General features: G+C 44.5%; 11 protein-coding genes. 3 read left to right on the plus strand and 8 right to left on the minus strand.

The genetic code is table 11. The features are described from left to right. Positions 1-4 precede the first annotated feature (4 nt). Genes proC through C8N29_RS01100 form a run of 3 tightly spaced genes read right to left on the minus strand, consistent with a single transcriptional unit; the run spans position 5 to position 2765 of the window. On the minus strand, positions 5-829 hold the full coding sequence (gene proC, locus C8N29_RS01090; protein WP_107864171.1) for a pyrroline-5-carboxylate reductase: 825 nt from the start codon (positions 827-829) through the stop codon (positions 5-7). Continuing rightward, positions 826-2070 carry a glycosyltransferase family 4 protein gene (locus C8N29_RS01095; protein WP_107864172.1) on the minus strand — a complete coding sequence of 415 codons (1245 nt, stop codon included), beginning with the start codon at positions 2068-2070 and terminating at the stop codon, positions 826-828. Before C8N29_RS01095 ends, proC begins: the two co-directional genes overlap by 4 nt. Before the next feature lie 5 nt (positions 2071-2075). Next, positions 2076-2765, minus strand: coding sequence for a YggS family pyridoxal phosphate-dependent enzyme (locus C8N29_RS01100; protein ID WP_107864173.1), 690 nt, complete (start codon positions 2763-2765; stop codon positions 2076-2078). A 361-nt stretch (positions 2766-3126) separates the two neighbouring features. Here C8N29_RS01100 and C8N29_RS01105 point away from each other — a divergent pair, with 361 nt between their 5' ends. Both C8N29_RS01105 and C8N29_RS01110 read left to right on the plus strand, forming a co-directional pair. Then, entirely contained in the window at positions 3127-4161 is a 1035-nt protein-coding gene (locus tag C8N29_RS01105) for a type IV pilus twitching motility protein PilT (protein WP_107864174.1), read from the plus strand. Between the two features lie 13 nt (positions 4162-4174). After that, positions 4175-5296 (plus strand): PilT/PilU family type 4a pilus ATPase, encoded by a 1122-nt coding sequence (locus tag C8N29_RS01110; RefSeq protein WP_107864175.1) that lies wholly within the window; start codon positions 4175-4177, stop codon positions 5294-5296. Between the two features lie 101 nt (positions 5297-5397). On the opposite strand, the gene C8N29_RS01115 is transcribed toward C8N29_RS01110, so the two are convergent. Beyond that, complete coding sequence (locus tag C8N29_RS01115) at positions 5398-5622, minus strand: zf-HC2 domain-containing protein (protein ID WP_107864176.1); 225 nt, start codon at positions 5620-5622, stop codon at positions 5398-5400. Beyond that, complete coding sequence (locus tag C8N29_RS01120; RefSeq protein ID WP_170106841.1) at positions 5616-6224, minus strand: sigma-70 family RNA polymerase sigma factor; 609 nt, start codon at positions 6222-6224, stop codon at positions 5616-5618. The genes C8N29_RS01115 and C8N29_RS01120 overlap by 7 nt, the downstream gene beginning before the upstream one ends. Positions 6225-6470: 246 nt before the next feature. Here C8N29_RS01120 and C8N29_RS01125 point away from each other — a divergent pair, with 246 nt between their 5' ends. Further along, positions 6471-6998, plus strand: coding sequence for a DUF11 domain-containing protein (locus C8N29_RS01125; protein ID WP_107864178.1), 528 nt, complete (start codon positions 6471-6473; stop codon positions 6996-6998). A 456-nt stretch (positions 6999-7454) separates the two neighbouring features. Here C8N29_RS01125 and C8N29_RS01130 read toward each other — a convergent pair whose 3' ends face one another. From C8N29_RS01130 to C8N29_RS01140, 3 genes are all read right to left on the minus strand, one after another. Beyond that, positions 7455-8699, minus strand: coding sequence for an OmpA family protein (locus tag C8N29_RS01130; RefSeq protein WP_170106827.1), 1245 nt, complete (start codon positions 8697-8699; stop codon positions 7455-7457). Further along, the gene (locus C8N29_RS01135; RefSeq protein ID WP_107864180.1) at positions 8686-16461 is read right to left on the minus strand and encodes an SdrD B-like domain-containing protein; all 7776 of its coding nucleotides are present in this window, start codon (positions 16459-16461) and stop codon (positions 8686-8688) included. Before C8N29_RS01135 ends, C8N29_RS01130 begins: the two co-directional genes overlap by 14 nt. 167 nt (positions 16462-16628) lie before the next feature. Next, a complete protein-coding gene (locus tag C8N29_RS01140; RefSeq protein ID WP_107864181.1) occupies positions 16629-19484 on the minus strand; it encodes a beta strand repeat-containing protein in 2856 nt (951 codons plus the stop codon). Between the last annotated feature and the right edge of the window lie 60 nt (positions 19485-19544).

Here is a 19544-nt window from a genome sequence, read left to right on the forward strand (position 1 = left end):
TGGCTTACTCCTGCTTGCCTAATAATTCGGCGAGTTCTTGACCACGGGCAGCACACGCTGTTAATGCGTGTTGAAATGTTTCTTTCATCGCAGCCGCATCAAAGGTGGCAATCGCTCGCTCTGTCGTCCCACCTGGCGACGTCACCCGACGACGCAACTCCGCAGGACTGACATCGGCAGTAATTGCCATTTGTGCTGCACCCAACGCGGTTTGTAAGGTTAAAGCGCGTGCGGTTTTTTCATCTAAACCCAATTGACAGCCTGCATGAATCATCGCTTCCATCACATAAAAGAAATAGGCTGGCCCCGAACCAGAAACGGCGGTTACACTATCAATTAAAGACTCTTCTTCTACCCACAAGGTCAAGCCTACGGCATTCAAAATAGTTTCGGCTTGCTGACGCTGTTGACTATTGACTTGCGGACTGGCAAATAAACCTGTTGCCCCAGACTGCACCAGTGCTGGCGTATTGGGCATAGCACGTACAATCGCTAAATCCCCACCCAACCAACGACTGATACTGGCCACAGGAATGCCTGCCGCAATCGAAATGATAATTGGTTGTTTGGCTTGTACAAGCGGTGCTAAAGGTTTGAGCACCTCAGCCATCACTTGTGGCTTAACCGCCAACACTAAAATATCGGCCTTTTTAACGACCTCTGCATTGTCGGTACTGGTAAAAATACCCTGTTCGCCAAAGGCATGTAATTGACTGATTTGGCTATCGGCCAGTGCTAATTGTGAGGCGTGATGACCACGCGCTAATAAACCCCCTACTAAAGCGGAGGCCATATTGCCCGCGCCAATAAAACCAATAGTCAAGGTCATACATTTGTCTCTTGGGTTAATAACTGTTGTACAAAGGCGAGTTGCTGCGGCATACACACCGTTTTTAAGTCGTAATGCTGTATTATCGTTTGCCGTGCTGCTGCTCTGAGATAGTCATAACGTTGCGGTTGCGCTAAGACATCTACCACCTGCGTAATTAAACTGTCTTTATCAAAGAAGCCACACAATAAGCCATTTTTGCCGTGTTCAATCACCTCCAAGACAGGTGGCGTAGACGAAGCCAATAAAATACAGCCTGCTGCCATCGACTCCAACATCGACCACGACAACACAAAGGGATAGGTTAAATACAAATGGATTTTTGAAATTTGTAAAGCCTGTAAATAGTGCTGATAGGGCAAAGACCCGACAAAGTGGATACGACTCATGTCTAATTGTGCACCTACCTCTTGTAGCAACGCCTCTTTCCAATTAGCTGCGCCTTTGGGCGGTGCACCATAACTGACACTTTCACTGCCAATAATCACGGTAATTGCCTTAGGTCGCTGACGCTGTATCTCTGGTAAAGCGCGCATAAAGACATGAAAACCTCGATACGGCTCTAAATTACGATTAACAAAGGTAATGACTTCATCCTGTTGTGTCAGAGTGATACCGTCTGGGGTTGTAAACACCGCCTCAGGATTGGGTTTGACGATATCGGTATTAATTCCCTCATGTATCACTTTAATCCGTTGCTGAAACTCGGCAGGAAACAAACTGCGCTGCCATTGTGTAGGACTCCAGCCGTAATCTACGCCTGTCCATGTCATCAGTTGCGTGGCATTACGGGTACGTAATAAAAATCGACGGTCAAAATCTGTCGGAAACTCAGGGTCAAAACCGACATCTTTGCCCACCGCGTGATAAAAAAACTCAAAATATCCGACAATCTTGGCTTTAGGATAAATATCTCGCAGATATAAGGCCTCGCCCCACCCTGCATGTGCAATGATTAACTGTGGCTCAAATCCACGTTGACGTAACTCCAAACACGCTCTCACGACGGCTTGACCACGAAGAATATGTTCTTCAGTACCCCATAAATATTTATGTGTTTGTGCAGAACGCGCACGGTTAATTTGATAACCCACACGTTGTACCCCTGCGGGGCTAGGCTTACGCTCCATATTCTCTTTTTGCGCAATAGACACAACCACATGTTCTGGTTGCTGCGCCAAATAGGCCGCTAAATGGGTAAATTGTCCTAAAGAGTTTTGATGTACAAATAAAATATGCATTTTTATTATCTTGTTAAACGATGACCAAAAATTGCAGTGCCTACACGCACCATCGTACTACCCGCTGCAATCGCAGCGTCCATATCGGCTGACATTCCCATCGAGAGGGTATCAAAGGTATCGGCATCTAGGGTAGGAATTGTCATTAATAAATGTTGCCGTAAATTGACCAAATCGGTAAATGCTTGCTCATTCCCCGCTTGGGGGATAATCATCAAACCACGTAAGCTCACGCGTGGGAGCGCTAAGATAGCATGAATAAGCGCAGGTAACTCAGCGATTGTGCAACCAGATTTGCTTTCTTGGGCATCAATATTCACCTGCAAACATATATTTAGAGGGGGTAGTGTGTCTGGTCTATAGGCCGATAGGCGTTGTGCTATTTTCAAACGGTCGACACTGTGTACCCATGCAAAATATCGCGCCACTTCTGAGGCTTTATTACTCTGCAAATGGCCTATCAAATGCCACGTAATGCCTAAATGCGCTAAAGCAGGTATTTTAGTTAAGGCCTCTTGGACATAATTTTCGCCAAAATCCCGTTGCCCTGCTTGATACGCCGTCATAATCGCATCGACAGACTGCGTCTTACTCACCGCCAAGAGCTTTACTGTATGGGCTGGTCTGCCCGCTCGGTCACATGCAAGTGCCATACGTCTAAGAACTTGTTGCAAATGTTGTGAAATATCTTGCATTTTTAGCCCATCTGACTCAAAAATTTGCGTTAACCTAATACAGACTATGGTGAGTGCTCATGTTAGGGCTTGTTGACTGGTGGATAAGGTCTCAAGCCAGCTTATTATAACGTGGGAGTTTGATGTTCTGACTAGTGATTGACCGTATTCAATGCTAATTTATGCAACACCTAAACAGAATAACCGACTGAATTCACCCTGTTTCAAGACTTACATTGCAGCAGAGTCTTCTCTCTGTACTATCGCAGAATAAACAGAAAGATAAGGTGGGACGCACAGTCGCTCTGTCGCCCACTGAATGTACTGATGAAATTTTCGGCTCATACGCCACATGATAAATAACCGATTCGTGGAGTCAACAATGGATATTACAGAATTATTAGCTTTCTCGGCCAAAAATGGTGCCTCTGACTTACATCTCTCCGCAGGCCTACCGCCCATGATTCGTGTAGACGGCGAAGTGCGCCGTATCAACTTACCCCCCATGGAACATAAAGACGTACACCGCCTTGTCTATGACATCATGAACGACAAACAACGTCGTGACTATGAAGAATTTTGGGAAACCGACTTCTCGTTTGAAATTCCTGGCGTTTCCCGTTTTCGTGTCAATGCATTTAACCAAAACCGCGGCGCAGGCGCAGTATTTCGTACCATTCCCTCTAAAGTCTTAAGTATGGACGACTTAGGCATGGGCAAAGTATTTAAGGATATCAGTGACTTTCCACGCGGGATTGTCTTGGTGACGGGCCCGACAGGTTCGGGAAAATCCACGACCTTAGCGGCGATGATTGACTATATTAACGCCAACCGTTTTGACCACATTTTAACCATCGAAGACCCGATTGAATTTGTACATCAATCTAAAAAATGCCTTATCAATCAACGTGAAGTACACCGTGACACACGTGGTTTTAACGAAGCGCTCCGTTCGGCACTGCGTGAAGACCCCGATATCATTTTGGTGGGTGAGATGCGTGACCTTGAGACGATTCGTTTAGCACTCACCGCCGCCGAAACAGGCCACTTAGTGTTTGGTACGCTTCACACCACCTCCGCAGCAAAAACTATCGACCGTGTGGTCGACGTATTCCCAGCCGAAGAAAAAGACATGATTCGTGCCATGTTGTCCGAATCTTTGCAAGCGGTTATTTCACAAACCCTGTTAAAGAAAAATGGCGGTGGTCGTGTTGCCGCCCACGAAATCATGTTGGGCACACCTGCGATTCGTAACTTAATTCGCGAAAACAAAATTGCCCAAATGTACTCTGCCATTCAAACGGGTGCAGGCGTTGGTATGCAAACCCTCGACCAGTGTCTAAAAAATCTGGTTACTAAAGGTCTGATTTCTCCGACTGTCGCCAAATCTGCGGCTAAAATCCCAGATAACTTCTAAGCGGAGACGAATCATGGATTTTGATGATTTACTCAAACTGATGGTCGAAAAAGGCGGCTCCGATATGTTTATCACCGCTGGCGTTCCCCCATCCGTCAAATTGAATGGCAAAATTGTCCCCATTACCAAAAGTCCACTCAGCCCAGATGTCGCGCGCGAAGTAGTCATGAGCATTATGTCTGAAGACCAACGTCTGGAGTTTCAACGCACCAAAGAATGTAACTTTGCGATTTCTGCACGGGGTATTGGTCGTTTTCGTGTCAGTGCTTATTATCAGCGTAACCTTGTTGGTATGGTTTTACGTCGTATTGAAACCAATATCCCCAAAGTAGATGACTTAAAACTGCCAGAAATTATTAAAGATTTGGCGATGACCAAGCGCGGCATTATTGTCTTTGTGGGCGCAACAGGCACAGGTAAATCGACGTCTTTAGCGTCAATGATTGGCCACCGTAATATGAACAGTCGTGGTCATATCATTACCATTGAAGACCCCATCGAATTTTTACATTCGCATCAAGGGTGTATTGTCAGTCAACGTGAGGTGGGTTTGGATACCGAATCGTTTGAAATTGCACTCAAAAACACCTTACGGCAAGCTCCTGATGTGATTTTAATTGGTGAGATTCGTACCCGTGAGGTCATGGATTTTGCGATTGCTTTTGCAGAAACAGGGCACTTAGTATTAGCCACCCTACATGCCAATAATGCCAACCAAGCCTTAGACCGTATCATTCACTTCTTTCCTGCCGACCGTCATAGTCAATTATTTATGGACTTGTCGCTAAATTTACGCGGAATTGTGGCGCAACAACTCGTTCCCACACCCGATGGTAAAGCGAGAAGGGCATGTATTGAAGTGTTGCTCAATACGCCGTTAATCAGTGACTATATTCGCAAAGGCGAGGTGCACTTACTCAAAGAGTTAATGAAAAAATCCCGTGAATTGGGGATGCAAACCTTTGACCAAGCCCTATTTGATTTATATACCGCAGGCGAAATCACCTACGAGGATGCCCTCAAACATGCAGACTCGCCTAACGATTTGCGCTTGATGATTAAACTCGGTAATAGCTCTGACCCCCGTTATTTAGACCAAGCAACACGCGGTTTGAGTATCCAAGGTTCAGAATAAGGCCTTATAACCAACACTGGGGGTTAAGATTGCCCCTAGTGTCGGTATAGACATCCGTATTACGCGTCTTTGACAAACAAAATCCAGACGCCTATCAGTGCCTAGCAATCTTGTTGTATGCGTTTAACAATCGCTTCAACATCAAACTCACGTATTGGCAGTGGGATTTGTTTGCTGACTTCTTGCGTCAACCTCAAGGTTTTCAAATAACGCCGACAGTTTCGGCATACCGCCAAATGTAAACGAAACTGAGCCTGTTGCCACGGCGTTAGTTCGTTGGCTAAATAACTGTCTGCTTTTATCACCAAATCTTGACAACTTAACATGGCTTGCCCTCCTCATAAGCCTCAATCACGGCCAGTAATTTCAAACGTGCACGATGCAGTAATACACGGACATTCGCTTCTGATGTGTGTAAATGACTGGCTATTTCACTAAACTCCAACCCTGATTGGTCTCTTAACAGCCATGCCAAGCGTTGAGCGGACGGAAGATTGTCGCAGGCTTTTGCCAAAATCGCGGCCAACTCCTGACGCGCCAATATTTCATCAGGCGTTTCTGCTTGCCAACGCACTAACGGCTCTTGCCAATGACCACTGTCATCAAAACGCTCATGTAAGGCCATATCTTCCGCTAATACCTGATCTAACGATGCCATCAAACGTTGTTGCTCATAACGATAACGGTTATAAGCTGTATTAATGACAATACGTGTTAGCCATGTTTTTAAGGTTGAACGCCCCTCAAAGTTAGCCAATGCCTTAAACGCTAACAACCACGCTTCTTGAACCACATCTTCGGCTGCCTCGCCCACAATTGAACGGGCAACCGCCAATAAACGATTATGATGGGTTTGCACTAACTGCCGACAGGCTAAGGTTTCTCGCTTTAGCAGTCGTTGTATCAATACTTGTTCATCCTGCATCATTACCAACTTCTTCCTCATAGGGTATGGGTACGGTCTATTGATAGGTTGCAAATCTGCACCCTCTATCAAGGCAACCACAAAGCTCATATATGAACTACCACATCGTTTCATACTTAGAGCGATACTAGGCAGTAATGTTACATTTATACGCTACTTGTCTTGCATCCGCTCGCCTATCGTCGAAAATGATTTGACACCATAAAGACAAATCAGGTTATAACATTCTATTTAGTATGAGAGTACGCCATGATGGATTTACGCTCTTGCCAAGGCTTTATTCGCCGTTATTTCGATTGGACAAGGTATTACAAACAACGTTACTGGCAATGTGTGTTATTTTGCTTATTGAGCCTACCGTTCTCTTCGGTCATGGCTAATGACATCGGCTTAAGCATGCGTGCCGAAAAGTCCGTCAGTACTATTGAAAATGGTCAACCCGTGCTGAAACTGGTACCCGCAACACGTATCAAAAAGGGCGATATTCTGACGATTACCATTCGTTATCAAAATCTTAGTGATACCTTAGCGGCCAATATACGCATTGATAATCCCATCCCTGCGGGCGCGCATTTTATTAACGGCTCAGGATTTGGCGCAAATGCTATTGTTTTGGTGTCTTATGACCAAGGTCAAAGTTTTGAGGATGATATTCATGTACGCAAAGAACCTGTCACCCATGTGCGCTGGGATATTGACTCGTTGGCGGGTAATGCGAGCGGGGAGGTCGGGTTTAAGCTACAAATCGATGATGAACGCGTCAACTTTAACCGCTAAGGGCGACTCCATGTGCAAATAAAAGGCAGGCAAGCGTTCAGGGATTGCCTGCTTTTTTGTACTAAACCGCGTCTAGTTTGAAAAGTATAGGGGCTGTTGACGTTTTGATTGTGGTTGCGAAAGAGACTATTTTTTAGAGGATACGAGGCGTGAAGCGCGTAGTTTGGTTATTCCAAATAAGCGATGAGCAACGAAGTAGCCTCAAAAAATAGCCCTTTCCCTTTGGGTTGCGTTAAAAATTGACTCATTCTGCGTGACAAAACTTACCAATAGAATAACTATTCGCTGCGTTTTGTGCCTTGCCTGAGTCAATTTTTATCAGCAACGCGGCTCACACGCAAAACGTCAACAGACCCTAGTAAATTCTCCCATTCATGGTGAGCCTGTCGAACCATTGGCGACAAGCTCAGGGTGAACGGTCAATACAGTAACTATGGTTTTCTGTATGGACAGGGTTTATTTAGCTTTTTTTCCTTTTTTACTGGATTTTGCTTTACTCGAGGTAGCTGCTTTAGATTTTTTCATCGCTCTAGCGGCTGCTTTTGCTTCAGCTTTTTTACGTGCCTCTTCAACGACAATATCACCTGTTTGGTCATAGGATTGAATATTCTCGCCTATGTAGGCAATTTCAACACGACGACTGAGTGCATGTCCCATTAACTCATCTTCGGCTGTTTTGAGATTATCAAAACCTACCGCTTGATATGTCATACGCTCTTTCGCAATCCCTTTCTCATTCAAGTATTTGAGTACCGACTTCGCACGACGCTCAGACAATGCCAAGTTATACGCCTTACTAGCACGGGAGTCGGTATGACCAACCAAGACAATGGTCATTCTTGGATAGGCTTTTAAGATTTCGGCAACACGGTCGAGAATAATCGTCCCTTTTTCATTGATATTCGATTTATCTAAACCAAAATGCACATTACGTGGCACATTGACTAAATCTAGCGGCGTAGGCCCTGCATCTGGCACAATCACTTTCTGAGCAAACGGTTTATCCGATGGCGTAACTGCAATTACGGGTGGTTGCTCTACGGGCGGTTGTGTTAATGGGCAAGGTTTCTCTGCTTCTGGCGGGCAGAAACAATTATCCGCTAATTTTTTTGCTTGCTTAGCCAAACGCTCAGCGGCCGCAAAATGTTCACGCGCATGACGCCATCCCATCTCTTTATTTTCGTGACCCGCCCAAACTAAACGCACTTCCATTTCTGCCAGTGGGGCAGCCGCACAAGAGAAGCCCTGATGCTGTTTAAGTTGAGCTGCAATAATCCATAAGTCTTCACGTAGGCGCTGTGATTCAGGAATGATAGGCGTATCTAGCGTGATATTATTATTAGCCGCCTCCATTTCTGCTATCAAGCCCGCGGACTGCTCTAAGGCATGCTCAATCACTAAGCTACGGTCATTTTCGTAATACTCGTGCATGGCAAAATCTAACCATGCCTGTGCTTTGACCAAATAATAATTTTCTGCCCCTACGCCGTTATTATTTAATTTAGCAATACGGTCTTGTAAGCCTTTCATGGCTTGCAAATCACGGCCAATCACTTGGTCACTAATCCGTTGTTGTTGCTGGCTATCCAATACCGTTGGTGCAGGGGATGCAGCAACCACTGTCATATCCTCTGCATGAGCGATACGACATACACTGACGGCTAATGCTAGTAACGAAACTTTCATTTTATGGGCCAACATGTTGAGGCTCCAATGTTTTATTAATCGAGGGTCTGTCAGAACGGAATAAATCTTCATCAAACTTAAAGCGTATACGCATATAAACGCCATCGACGGTGAACTCACTACCCACCACATCGTCATCCTGATAACTCATAAAGTTATAACCACCCGACAACCATAAATTTGCAGTAATTAAATAACCTGTTTCCACACCCAGTACATAACGTTTGCCACCTGTGTCACCACCCAACCAACCGCCTTGGGCACTGGCTTCCCAGCGCTCAGTAATATCATGTATGGCGCGCAAGCCTACCATGTGGGTATCTGAACGTGACTCTAAATCATCCAAGGTATCTGTTACCCACTTACCTGCATAATTACCCGCAAACGTCCAACGACGTACAGGATGATAGTTGGCGTGTGTTGAGAAAATATACGCATGTCGGTCAATCGGATTACTTGTGTTGTCGTCTTGCTCAACCTTATATTCCACTTTGGTTAGTGCATCCCAACGGTTGGTATCGACTTGACGATAGGCAGCACCGAGCTGGAAGCGGTCTTGTAAACGGTCACCATTGATATGATTGTCCGTAAAGTTAATCGTATTACGCGCTAGTAGCGTCCAGTCACGTGACAACTTATAAGCCAGTCCTAATGTATTGAGAATGGTATCTGCCTGCGCAGACCAACGTAAATCTATCTTGCCAGTGGCTTTCCACAATGGATTAGCTAAATAATCTAAACCTAAACCCACGGCTGTGGCATCGGTATTATCATCACCTTCCAAGGTGGTAATACGCTCTAAATTCGTGTTGATGCGAATGTCTTTAGCAATATACCAACGATTACGTAAACCAACGGCTGCTTCGGCATCACGCGCAGAAATGGCATCGCGCACACGGTATTCGCTAAATACGCGGCCATCTTTCATATAGTCACTTTCAAAACCAAAGACGGTACTATTACGTTGTTGTTGGTCATTCAAACCAAAATTACCCGACAAGCTCGATAAGAACTCGTGACGTGCATATAAGCGACCTTGTTTACCAATACGGTAGTCTCCGCCTAAAGCCATCAGCTTACGATTTGCCTCATCAATATCTTGTTCATACTCAAGGTAGGCACTTGCGCCATCAAACTGTGGTAACTGTAATTTTAGTTTGGTATGTGCGGTAATACCTTCATACGGTGTTGCCCCATAACTACTGGTTGAGGCAGGTGATAAGGTTTCCTCGTAATAACGACCACCGACCTCAAGGGCAAGGTATTTATTCACGCTACGCTCTAAACTACTTTGAATCCCTTGACGTACACCACCTGTATTATCATCAGCCGTACGGATAATCTCAGTACGCAGAGTGCCCCAGTCTTCTAACGCGAGTTGCAGTTTGGCACCGCTCTCTGAACGACCACTGCTGAGTAATGCGGCTGAATTTTCGAAGTTTTTATCACTTTCGCCATAATATACACGCAGATTCGTACGGCCTTTTTCGTGGTTAAACTCTACGCGTTTCGCTAAACCTTCCACACCTTCACGGTCTGACTGTGCGACTTCCGCAATAATTTTTGTATTGCTATTCAGACGAATCATGCTGTTAACACTGCCTAAACGATAGGTGTCGTCAGGCACATCTTCTTGCACAACTGCCGCACCCACAGACAATTTATCGGTGATTTTTTTCTCGGCTTGTACACCACCAACCCAATAATCGGGCGCAGCATCGTCCTGCACTTCTAAGGTCACACGAATAAAATAGGGGTTTAAGTTTGCATCTAAACTGGCAATAGGTGCTTTGAAATACAAGTTGCCAGACAGTGGCTCAAACTCATAATCGGTAAAACGACTCAATTGTTCGGTCGCAATAATTAAACCTGGGTTGTTACGGTCACGTAAAATAATTTCCACTTTTTCGCTGTTAACTAAGAGACCATCTACATTAGGTACGTTGTAAGGGCCAGATACCCCCTGTGCACGAATCTCTTCGACGACTTGTTTGGCTTTAGTTTGCGCAATAAAGGTATTCGCTTTGAACGAGTCCGTTTCATAATGCGCACGTGCACCCGTCAAAGAGCGACTATATTGACCTAAGTTTAATGCCTCCGTGCCGTCAATACGGGTGTTATAGTCACCAAATAAGGCATACGAACGACCTTTATCAAGACGTACATATAATTTACTGGTTGACTGAGCGTCAAAACCTCTGACAGCCGAATCACCATAGACAGGGTAATAGTCATCTGGACGAATATCACGGAATAAACGTTGTTTATCGTCTTTGTCGGAATCATAGGCTAAGGTTAATAAGTATTCCCCTTTGACTTTACCTTTCAAGTAGAACGCTGCGCGGCCATTGGCATTTAATTGACCATCGTTACTACTGGCTAAACTTTGCAGCTCTTCTTCAAAACCGTCTCTGGCATTAGCAGCACTGACTTTAGCGGTATCAAAATTCTTAAATGACACCATGCCTTCAATAATACCTGTGGCAACCATTGGTCTTAGTTCAGGGACAAAACGGACATTAGCATCTGTTTTTAATTGACCACTACGCACACGCACCGTGGCTTCACCTGCTTCTAAGGGCGATACCAATTTCACCGTAAACTGACCACCTTCAACAAAAATCTGTGTACCAGGTGTTTTGTCATCTAAATCTATGGCTCTAAATCGCCCCATATTCGTTTCTAAAGTGACAGGTGTACGCGTCGTTACAGGAATATCTTGTTTATCGTTAAGTTTAACGTGAACGAGCACTTCATTACGGCCATTGGCTTCAACAATTTTTTGTTCTGGTTCTACTTTGATAATAGCCAAATTATCTGGTGCAATGACCTCGATAATCGTTGTGCCACGCACATTGCCTAGTGGGTCAAACTGCTTCAGTGATAAACGGTTTTTACCTGCTTTCAAATCAATACCAATATATTCACGTGCTTCTAAACGCTTTTCGGCTAAGGCTAATTTAGTACCAATTAAATTGTCAGAAATTGGCTCATCATTTAATAGCAATTCAAAGCGTGCACCCAATGTCCCTTTCATTAAGATATTGGTTTGTGCATACGATAATACTTGTTGGTCTTGTAAGTTAATAATAGCCAGTTTGTTACTATCTTCTTGCTGTAGATAGTCTTCTAAGGATTTATTCGTTTTTTGTGTGACCACACGAATAATATCGTCATCTTTGTTAGTAGCCGCCGAACTTAACGTGGGTAGTTTAGCTTTACCCTGTACCCCACAGTCATTACCTGTGCTATTGATACAGCCAGTGGCAGGTAAAGCACGTACATCGGTAGGATTACTGGTTTCAAACTGTAAATCAGCTTTTAATGCCCGCTCCATTTCACCGATGGCATTGTCACCCTGATTCCGACGACGATAGATTTCGGTCATCGCTGGCCCTGAACACGTGGCATTATCCGTTGTGATGGCAAAATCAGCCCGATGTAATTGACTGGCTTTAAGGTCAATAAACACGCTGGCTGGGTCGCCTGCGTTACGTACACTTTGCTCAATTAATTCTACATCGTCAGGCAATGTTGTACGGTCCAGCTTTAAGACATGAGTAATTGGGCGTAAGCCATAAAAATTGTACTTACCTTCAATATCGGTAATGACATACGAACCATCTTCTAAAATCAGACGCACTTGAGGCACGCCAATTTCTTCGGGGTCTTGTACACCGTTACGATTACAGTCGGTATACACCTTACCTGTGACAAAGGCTTCGGTACTAAATACACCAGGCAACACGGTCACTTGCGCAATCGCCTCGTTTGAATAAATCCCACCGACAATATTTTCGCTGGCTTTTGCGCGGTTAATGGCATCACCCCGTAAGGCACTTGCGGCGACTTGCGCACGATAAGTAATTTCCACCTGTTTATCTTTTGGCAAATCCCCCACTGTAAACACTAAGGTTGGCCCACGTCCCCCTGTAGGCTCACTCGCCACTTTGGCTATTTTTGCACTACCCACGACATAACTAAAGCCTTGTGGTAATTTGTCTGTCACAATGACTTTCTGGGCATCGGTTGTCGTTGACGCGTTACGCACAAGAATTTTGTAGTCAATAAAGTCACCGACTTCAACAGTAGTTTTTGAATTAGCTACTGTTTTTTGGACGAACAGTGTCGACGAAAAAACGGCTGGCGGGTCTAAAGGAATATCAATTTCTACAGGACCCGCTTCGGGGGTGACCGCAAATGAAAAACCATAAGACCCATCGGCTTTAATTTCACGATGGAACTTGCTGATTAACTCGTTCATTGGTACCACACTAGGGAAGGTATACCCCGCAGGTGGTGTAATCAATAACTTATAACGGGTCGGTGGCACTAAGGGATAACGGAACGAACCTGTGTCATCGGTGGTAATAATTTCGGTACAGCTCGGGTCGGCTTGAGGATGCCGTTTAGAGGCAGGCACACATTGACGACCTGCATCATCAAAAATTTCTACTTGTGCACCATCTTCACGCACTAATTGTACGATGGCATTTTTAATCGGTTGATTGGTGACACTGTCAAAGACAATACCAAAGGGGTCAACTAAGACATCGTCAGATACCCGCTTACCATCTTCACCCCAAACATCGCCGTTATCACGTTTTTGTTCATTATCATCCAAACACCACATAATCGTTGCAATCAACTTATCATGTTTGGTGGTTTCCATGATGTAGTTACCTGATTGTGGGGTAAAGGTAAACATATCCCGTGTAGGCAACGCATTCATGGGGTTTAAGTTGCTGTCATGAAAACGAAATACGCCCGAATTGATGTCAGTTTCTTCAGCCACAATTTGTTCAATATCATTACTGCGGGTAGATGCAATGCTTAACAACACTTTATCTTTAAGCGTAGGACGTAAATTACACTGAGCAACCGATGCCTCTACATGCAAGTTTGCATTTAAGGCAATACGGGCAATTAACTGGTTGTAATATTCGTCTTTAGGTTTAATAGACGCAAAACCTTTGACAACGGTATTCACCTGATTAGAACTAGATTCTCTTTCTTGAGCACCATAAATATAGTTTGCCGTAAATTTGTTGCTAATTGTGGCACCCACGGCATTGCTGACTACTTTAAAATTAAGTACCACTTTATCTTGCATACCCAGAGGAAACTGGTCGTGTGCTAATAAAATAGCATCCATCTCTGCGGGCGCAGGATTTTGCATCGGTGCAGTCAGACTATAGGTATGATAAACATCCGCAGGGTCTGTGATTAAATGATACAGAATAGTGCCTGACCCTGTGTACTCAATCGCTTTTTTAGTACCACCTTCACGGTCATTAATTAACAGCGCATTCGCAGGTAACACGTCAGTAAATAGTACTTTTTCGGTGGCTTTGCCATCTAAAGTAATCGGTGTAGGCTGCAATACTGCATCACCAATATTGTGTGCATGTAAGGTGTAAGAAAGAATAGTCTCTTGAACTGTGTCACTAAAGGTAATCAGATTGGTATTAACTTCTTTTAATAACTCAACGACAGGGCGCACACTAATCACACGGTCTAGACGTGCTTCTGGAGCTAACACCTCACTTGAGGATGTAGCAACGAGATTAACATGAAAAAAGTCATTGGGATTGATATTAGTAGGCAGTGTGCCTTTTACTAATAAAGTGACACTTTCGTTAGGCTGCAATACAATTTTTTGTCCAGCCACTAATATAACCTCTCCACCCGCTGTTTTTCTGATGAATTGGATATTACTTAAGATACCACTATCGCCGTCTGCATCGCTGACACTAAAGCTATAAGTATCGGCTAAGGTGCCTGTATTGGTGAGCACATGTGTCCATGTTGCTACCGTACCAGGCTCTCTATATAAAAGGTCTGCTGCCGTTAGTGTAAAGACTTTGTCGTCAATACGGGTATCGACTAAATTTGATGTTGTGCTGAAGCTACTTGCACCGTAACTGTAACTCGCACTGAATTGGTTACTCACAATCGTAGACATCGGTGCTTGCGTACGTGCACGCACTACTAAACTATCTTGTTGACCTATGGCAAAACTTGGCCATGCTAATCCAATCGCGTCCACCTTAGAAAAGTCTGGTGGTGTTGCACTGTTATAGGTTTTATAGCTATTCGCAGCCGTACCACGCTCATGATACAGCACTTGGCCAGTACCACTATAAACTAGTTGGCTAATCAACAGTTGGCTAGACAATTTATCTTCAATAAAGACTTTATTGACTGACACCCCATCTATTATTAGCGCCGTCGCGCCTGCATTGGCATTGCCTGTATTCGCAATAGATAACGTATAGGTCAGTAAATTTTTATTCGTATTAGCAACACTTAAATCGACTGCACTTTTATCTACTGATTTGATTAGACGTAAATTAGGAAAGCGCGTATTGGCCACATCGGTCACTGACAAAATAGGTGGCACACCACTTAAGGGCACAATGGCTAGATTAACATTAAACGCATCATTGGGTTTAACGGCATTGGGCACGATACCACGTACTTCTAGAGTTCGGCGCTCACCCGCTTCTAAACGAATTTTTTGGCCAATTGCCAAAATAACGTCTGGTGCTCCGCCCTCCCCTTTCAGGATGAGTTGCAAGCCCGATAAGTCGCCACTATCACCTGCCACATTACTCAAATTAAAACTATAGTCATCGGGCTGTGTACCTGCGTTAGTCAACAGATGTAACCAAGATACTAATTCTGAAGGCTCGACTAATTTGGGGTCAGCACTGGATAAGGTAGATGCATTGCCAATAATTTGCGTCTGTACAATATTAGAGAAGACTTCTTTGTTTTGGCTACCAAAACTATAGTAGGCAAAAAACTGATTATCAAATGTCGAGCCTAATTGTTTGCTGGTCGCATTGGCATAAATAAAGAGTTGGTCTTTTTTGCCAACCGCCCAGTCATCATAGGCAATCGCCAGCGATTTAATTGTACTGGTGAGCGGTGGATTCGCTTTATCAAATAGACGGTAGACTTTTTCGCCATCATTAATGTGACGATACAATAATTGTCCCGTACCGCTGTAATCCACCGTTTTGAATTGAACGACACTCGGTAGGGGGTCTTCAACAACCACCTTGCTGAGATTTTTGCCATCAATACTGACCGTCATCGGCATAGCTGTTGCTTTGCCTGTATTGGAAATATCTAAGGTGTAGGTTAATAAGGTGTTATTTGTGTCGGTAGAACTCAGATTGATGATTTTTTTATCAACATTTTTATGTAAAACCAATTGCGGGCCAACCGTATCAGCGCGGTCAACACGCGTTAGCACTAAGGCAGGCTCATTGATACTAACCGCACTTAAGTCAATCTTAAAAAAATCACCAATGTTGATACTTTGAGGAATTAAACCTTGTACGAAGAAATTAAAACCTTCTTGAGGCTTTAAGGTAATCGGTTTATTGATATCGTAGATTACATCTATATTTGCTTGATAAACCCCATCACCATTGATGTCATGGATGATTGTGAGGCCGTCTAACACACCACTATCTAAGGCTGAATCTTTAATACTTAATTTATAACTATCGGTATCATTACCCGTATTAATAAGTTGATGTGGCCAATAAGCCTTATCTGCAGGGTTAACCACTAAATCATTTGCAGGTGTTAACTGTGCAGCATATACCGTTCTAATAATCACATTAACAGGATTAGAGGCTACGTTTTTATTATCGCCGTCTTGGTCATAAAACTCGCCTGTGGCGATGTTAATAATACTAACTCCCGCTGGTGGCATGGCCGCATGGCCAACACCAATCCATGCCAAACATACTAACAGCATGAAGCTCAATAATAAGTTTGGTTGAGAGTGGGACTTTAAACGCACGATGTTGCCTTTTCATTAAGAATTTATAATTAATGTGTAGGCTAAAAGAGTCAGCAATACTGACTCTTTTAGTTTTTTGGTAGGCATCCGTGCCTAAGTTCCGTTTAGAGACAACTTAAGGCTTAGTCATCTACTTTCACACCGAAGGTGATGACCGCAGTTTCACCACCAATTAAGGTGCCAACATCCACAGTCATAGAACCTGTATAGTTATTCACTAAGCTAGCAGCATTGTTAAATGTGCCTTTAGTGGTTGCTGGGGCTAAACCAACATTTAACTTGGTGTAGGTTGGTGTGGAGTCGTATACAAACACGCCAGTGACAGGTTGTGAACCTTCGTTAGTGGCCGTAATTTGGTAAACAATACATTCACCTGGTTTGGCTGCTAAGTTAGCGGCTGTGTAAGCTAAATCGCCTGCATCAGCAACATCACCGTCACAGTTTGCATCTAAGCCTTGTACTTTGTCTAAACGTACTTGACCAAAACGTACTGTTGTGGTGTCGGTGTTGCTGTTGTTAGCTGTGTTACCATCACCTGTAGAAGTCACAGTCACTGTAGCAACGTCTTGTTGACCATCGGTTGCACCTGCTGGGCCAGTCACTTGAGCGAAGATACGGATGGATTCACCTGGAGCTAAACCAGAAACGTTTGCACCTGTACCTGTATAACCGCTTGTTGTACCACTCAATACAGAGAACTCACCTGCACCTGTGTTAGTGATAACTGGGTCAGCTGGGTCTAAAGTACCGTTGTTGTTGATATCTAAATACAATACGGTTGTAAAGGTATTACCTGTGACATTCAATAAGATATCACCAACATTTGTACCTTCAGTCACGTTACCTAAGTTAGTGACAATGTGGCTATAAGTTACAGTACCGTTAGGTGCTACTTGGTTAGAGCCGCTTGCAGTGATGGCAATATCACGAATCGTATTGACAGTGACCGCATCCACTTTGTAGTCGCTAGCGCCAGTCACAGCAGAAGAAGAACGTAAGAATACGTTTGTTGTCCCTGGAGCAGCACTTGCTGGCGCAGTAACTACCGCACAGAACTGAGCGCTTGCGCCCGCAGCAATGTTACCTGTATTGGCAACAATTGGGCCTGTACACGTACCAGAGTGGAATACTACTGTCCAACCTGCAGGTAATGCAGTCGTAAATGTACTATTGCCTGCAGCGTCTAAAGCATAGTTGTCAACGATGTTAGAAGTGTTCTTCACATATAATGTAAAGTTAGCGCTGGCACCTGGGTTAACCGCAACCGTTGTTAAGGCAGTGTTAGTACCTGGACCTTCACCCAATGCTAAGTCACCGTCGTCAGTTGGATTATCGCTACCTGTATTTGCGGGTTGATCGTTGGTCAAGTCAACTGTTGCGCCTACAAAATCACTTAAACGGTCTGTTACTGTATCGGACGTACCGTTAGTGGTAGAGGTTGCTGTTTTGGTGACAGTGAATGGACCTACAGTACCAACAGGTACGTTGGCAGGCAAGGTTGCTTTCACGACAACAGTATAACGCTCACCTGCTGCCAATGGGCCTGTATCTGGTGTAGAGTCTGTGTCGGTGCTGACTAATGGGGTTAAACCATCGCTCTTATAGAGTTGGAAGGTAGTACCCGCTGGGAACGTGCTACCAGACAAGGTAATGTTGAAGGTGTCGTCACCGTTACCGTTGTTCCAGATTTCGTTGTTAAACGAAACAGTATCACCTGGGTTAGCTGGGTTGGCACCGCTGATAGGTGTACCTGTTGCATCAAACGCATCGCTGATGTCATCGATACCACCTGCTGCCGAGCTAACAGTAGAGTCGTTAGCTGCTACCGCCACAGTTTGTAATACTTGGAAGTTTTGGTTGTTGGTATTGACTGGACCTACGCTGCCGCCTGCACCTGCACCGTTGGCATCATAGCTATACTGTGCAACGTTGGTTAAGAAGCCTGGTGGTGTTGTCGAACCCACTTGTACTTTGAACTTAATTGTACCGGTTACGTTTGGTGCAACAGAATCAATCACTGCAACAACTTTGTTGAGTATGCTGTCATATTTATAGCTAATACCGACTGGGTCTACACCCACATCATCAGCATCCGTTAGGAAGGCACTTGAACCACTCCACAAACCTGTACCAGCTTGGTAGTCCATACCTGCGGTTGGGCTGGCTGGGAACGGATCTGGCATCACGTCTTCGATGGTCACGCCAGTCGCTGTGTTGTTACCGGTGTTACGGTAGGTCAAGGTATACTCAACAACCGTACCTGTTGGGCCAATAATCACGTCAGCCGCTTTAGTGACACTGATAATCGCATCCGCAGTGACTGTGGCAGAGTCATTATTCACTTCATCGGCTGGGTCTACGTTACCCAATGGACCATGAATAACTTGGTTGTCATACAATTGGGAATCAGCAGTAACGTCTACTCTACCAATGTCACCATTAACAATCGTATTTGGTGCAATAGCAACGACAACAAAGTTATAGACACCGTTACGTGCTAAAGTAATGGTTGTACCGTTAATATCGGTAGTGTTATCTGGTTGACCGTCACCGTCAGTATCGGCATAAATCGCGACACTGTTGTATTCAAAGTTATCACCACCGACGTTAGCCGCAGAAATAACAAAGGAGTCTGTACCGTTACCTGTATTGGTTAAGGTATGTGGGAATACCACTTGACCACCTGGCGTCACATATAAATTGTTGTCTGCAACTAAGCTAAACGTAGCGATTTGACGAACGCTGGTATTAACTTGGTTGGATGTGGCCGTACGTGGGGTTGCTGTTGCGTCGGTATAGTCCGCAGATGCAATGTTACCAATCGTTGTGCCAGCATTAGGTGCTGCGGCAAACGCTTGACCAGGAACTGCTGCCAAACCACCTAAAGCGATAGCAACGGCTGCTGCTACGCCATTAAAACGCCAAATAGCGCTCGTGCTTGGGCGAGCCTTTTGACGAAGTTTCTCTTGATTACGCATAATGAAGAACCTCTGTTTATGCTAGGTTGTGTAAGTTTTTCGCCTTGCCAGCCCTTAAAA

Origin of the sequence: Agitococcus lubricus, assembly GCF_003051055.1 — a bacterium.
Classification (GTDB): domain Bacteria; phylum Pseudomonadota; class Gammaproteobacteria; order Pseudomonadales; family Moraxellaceae; genus Agitococcus; species Agitococcus lubricus.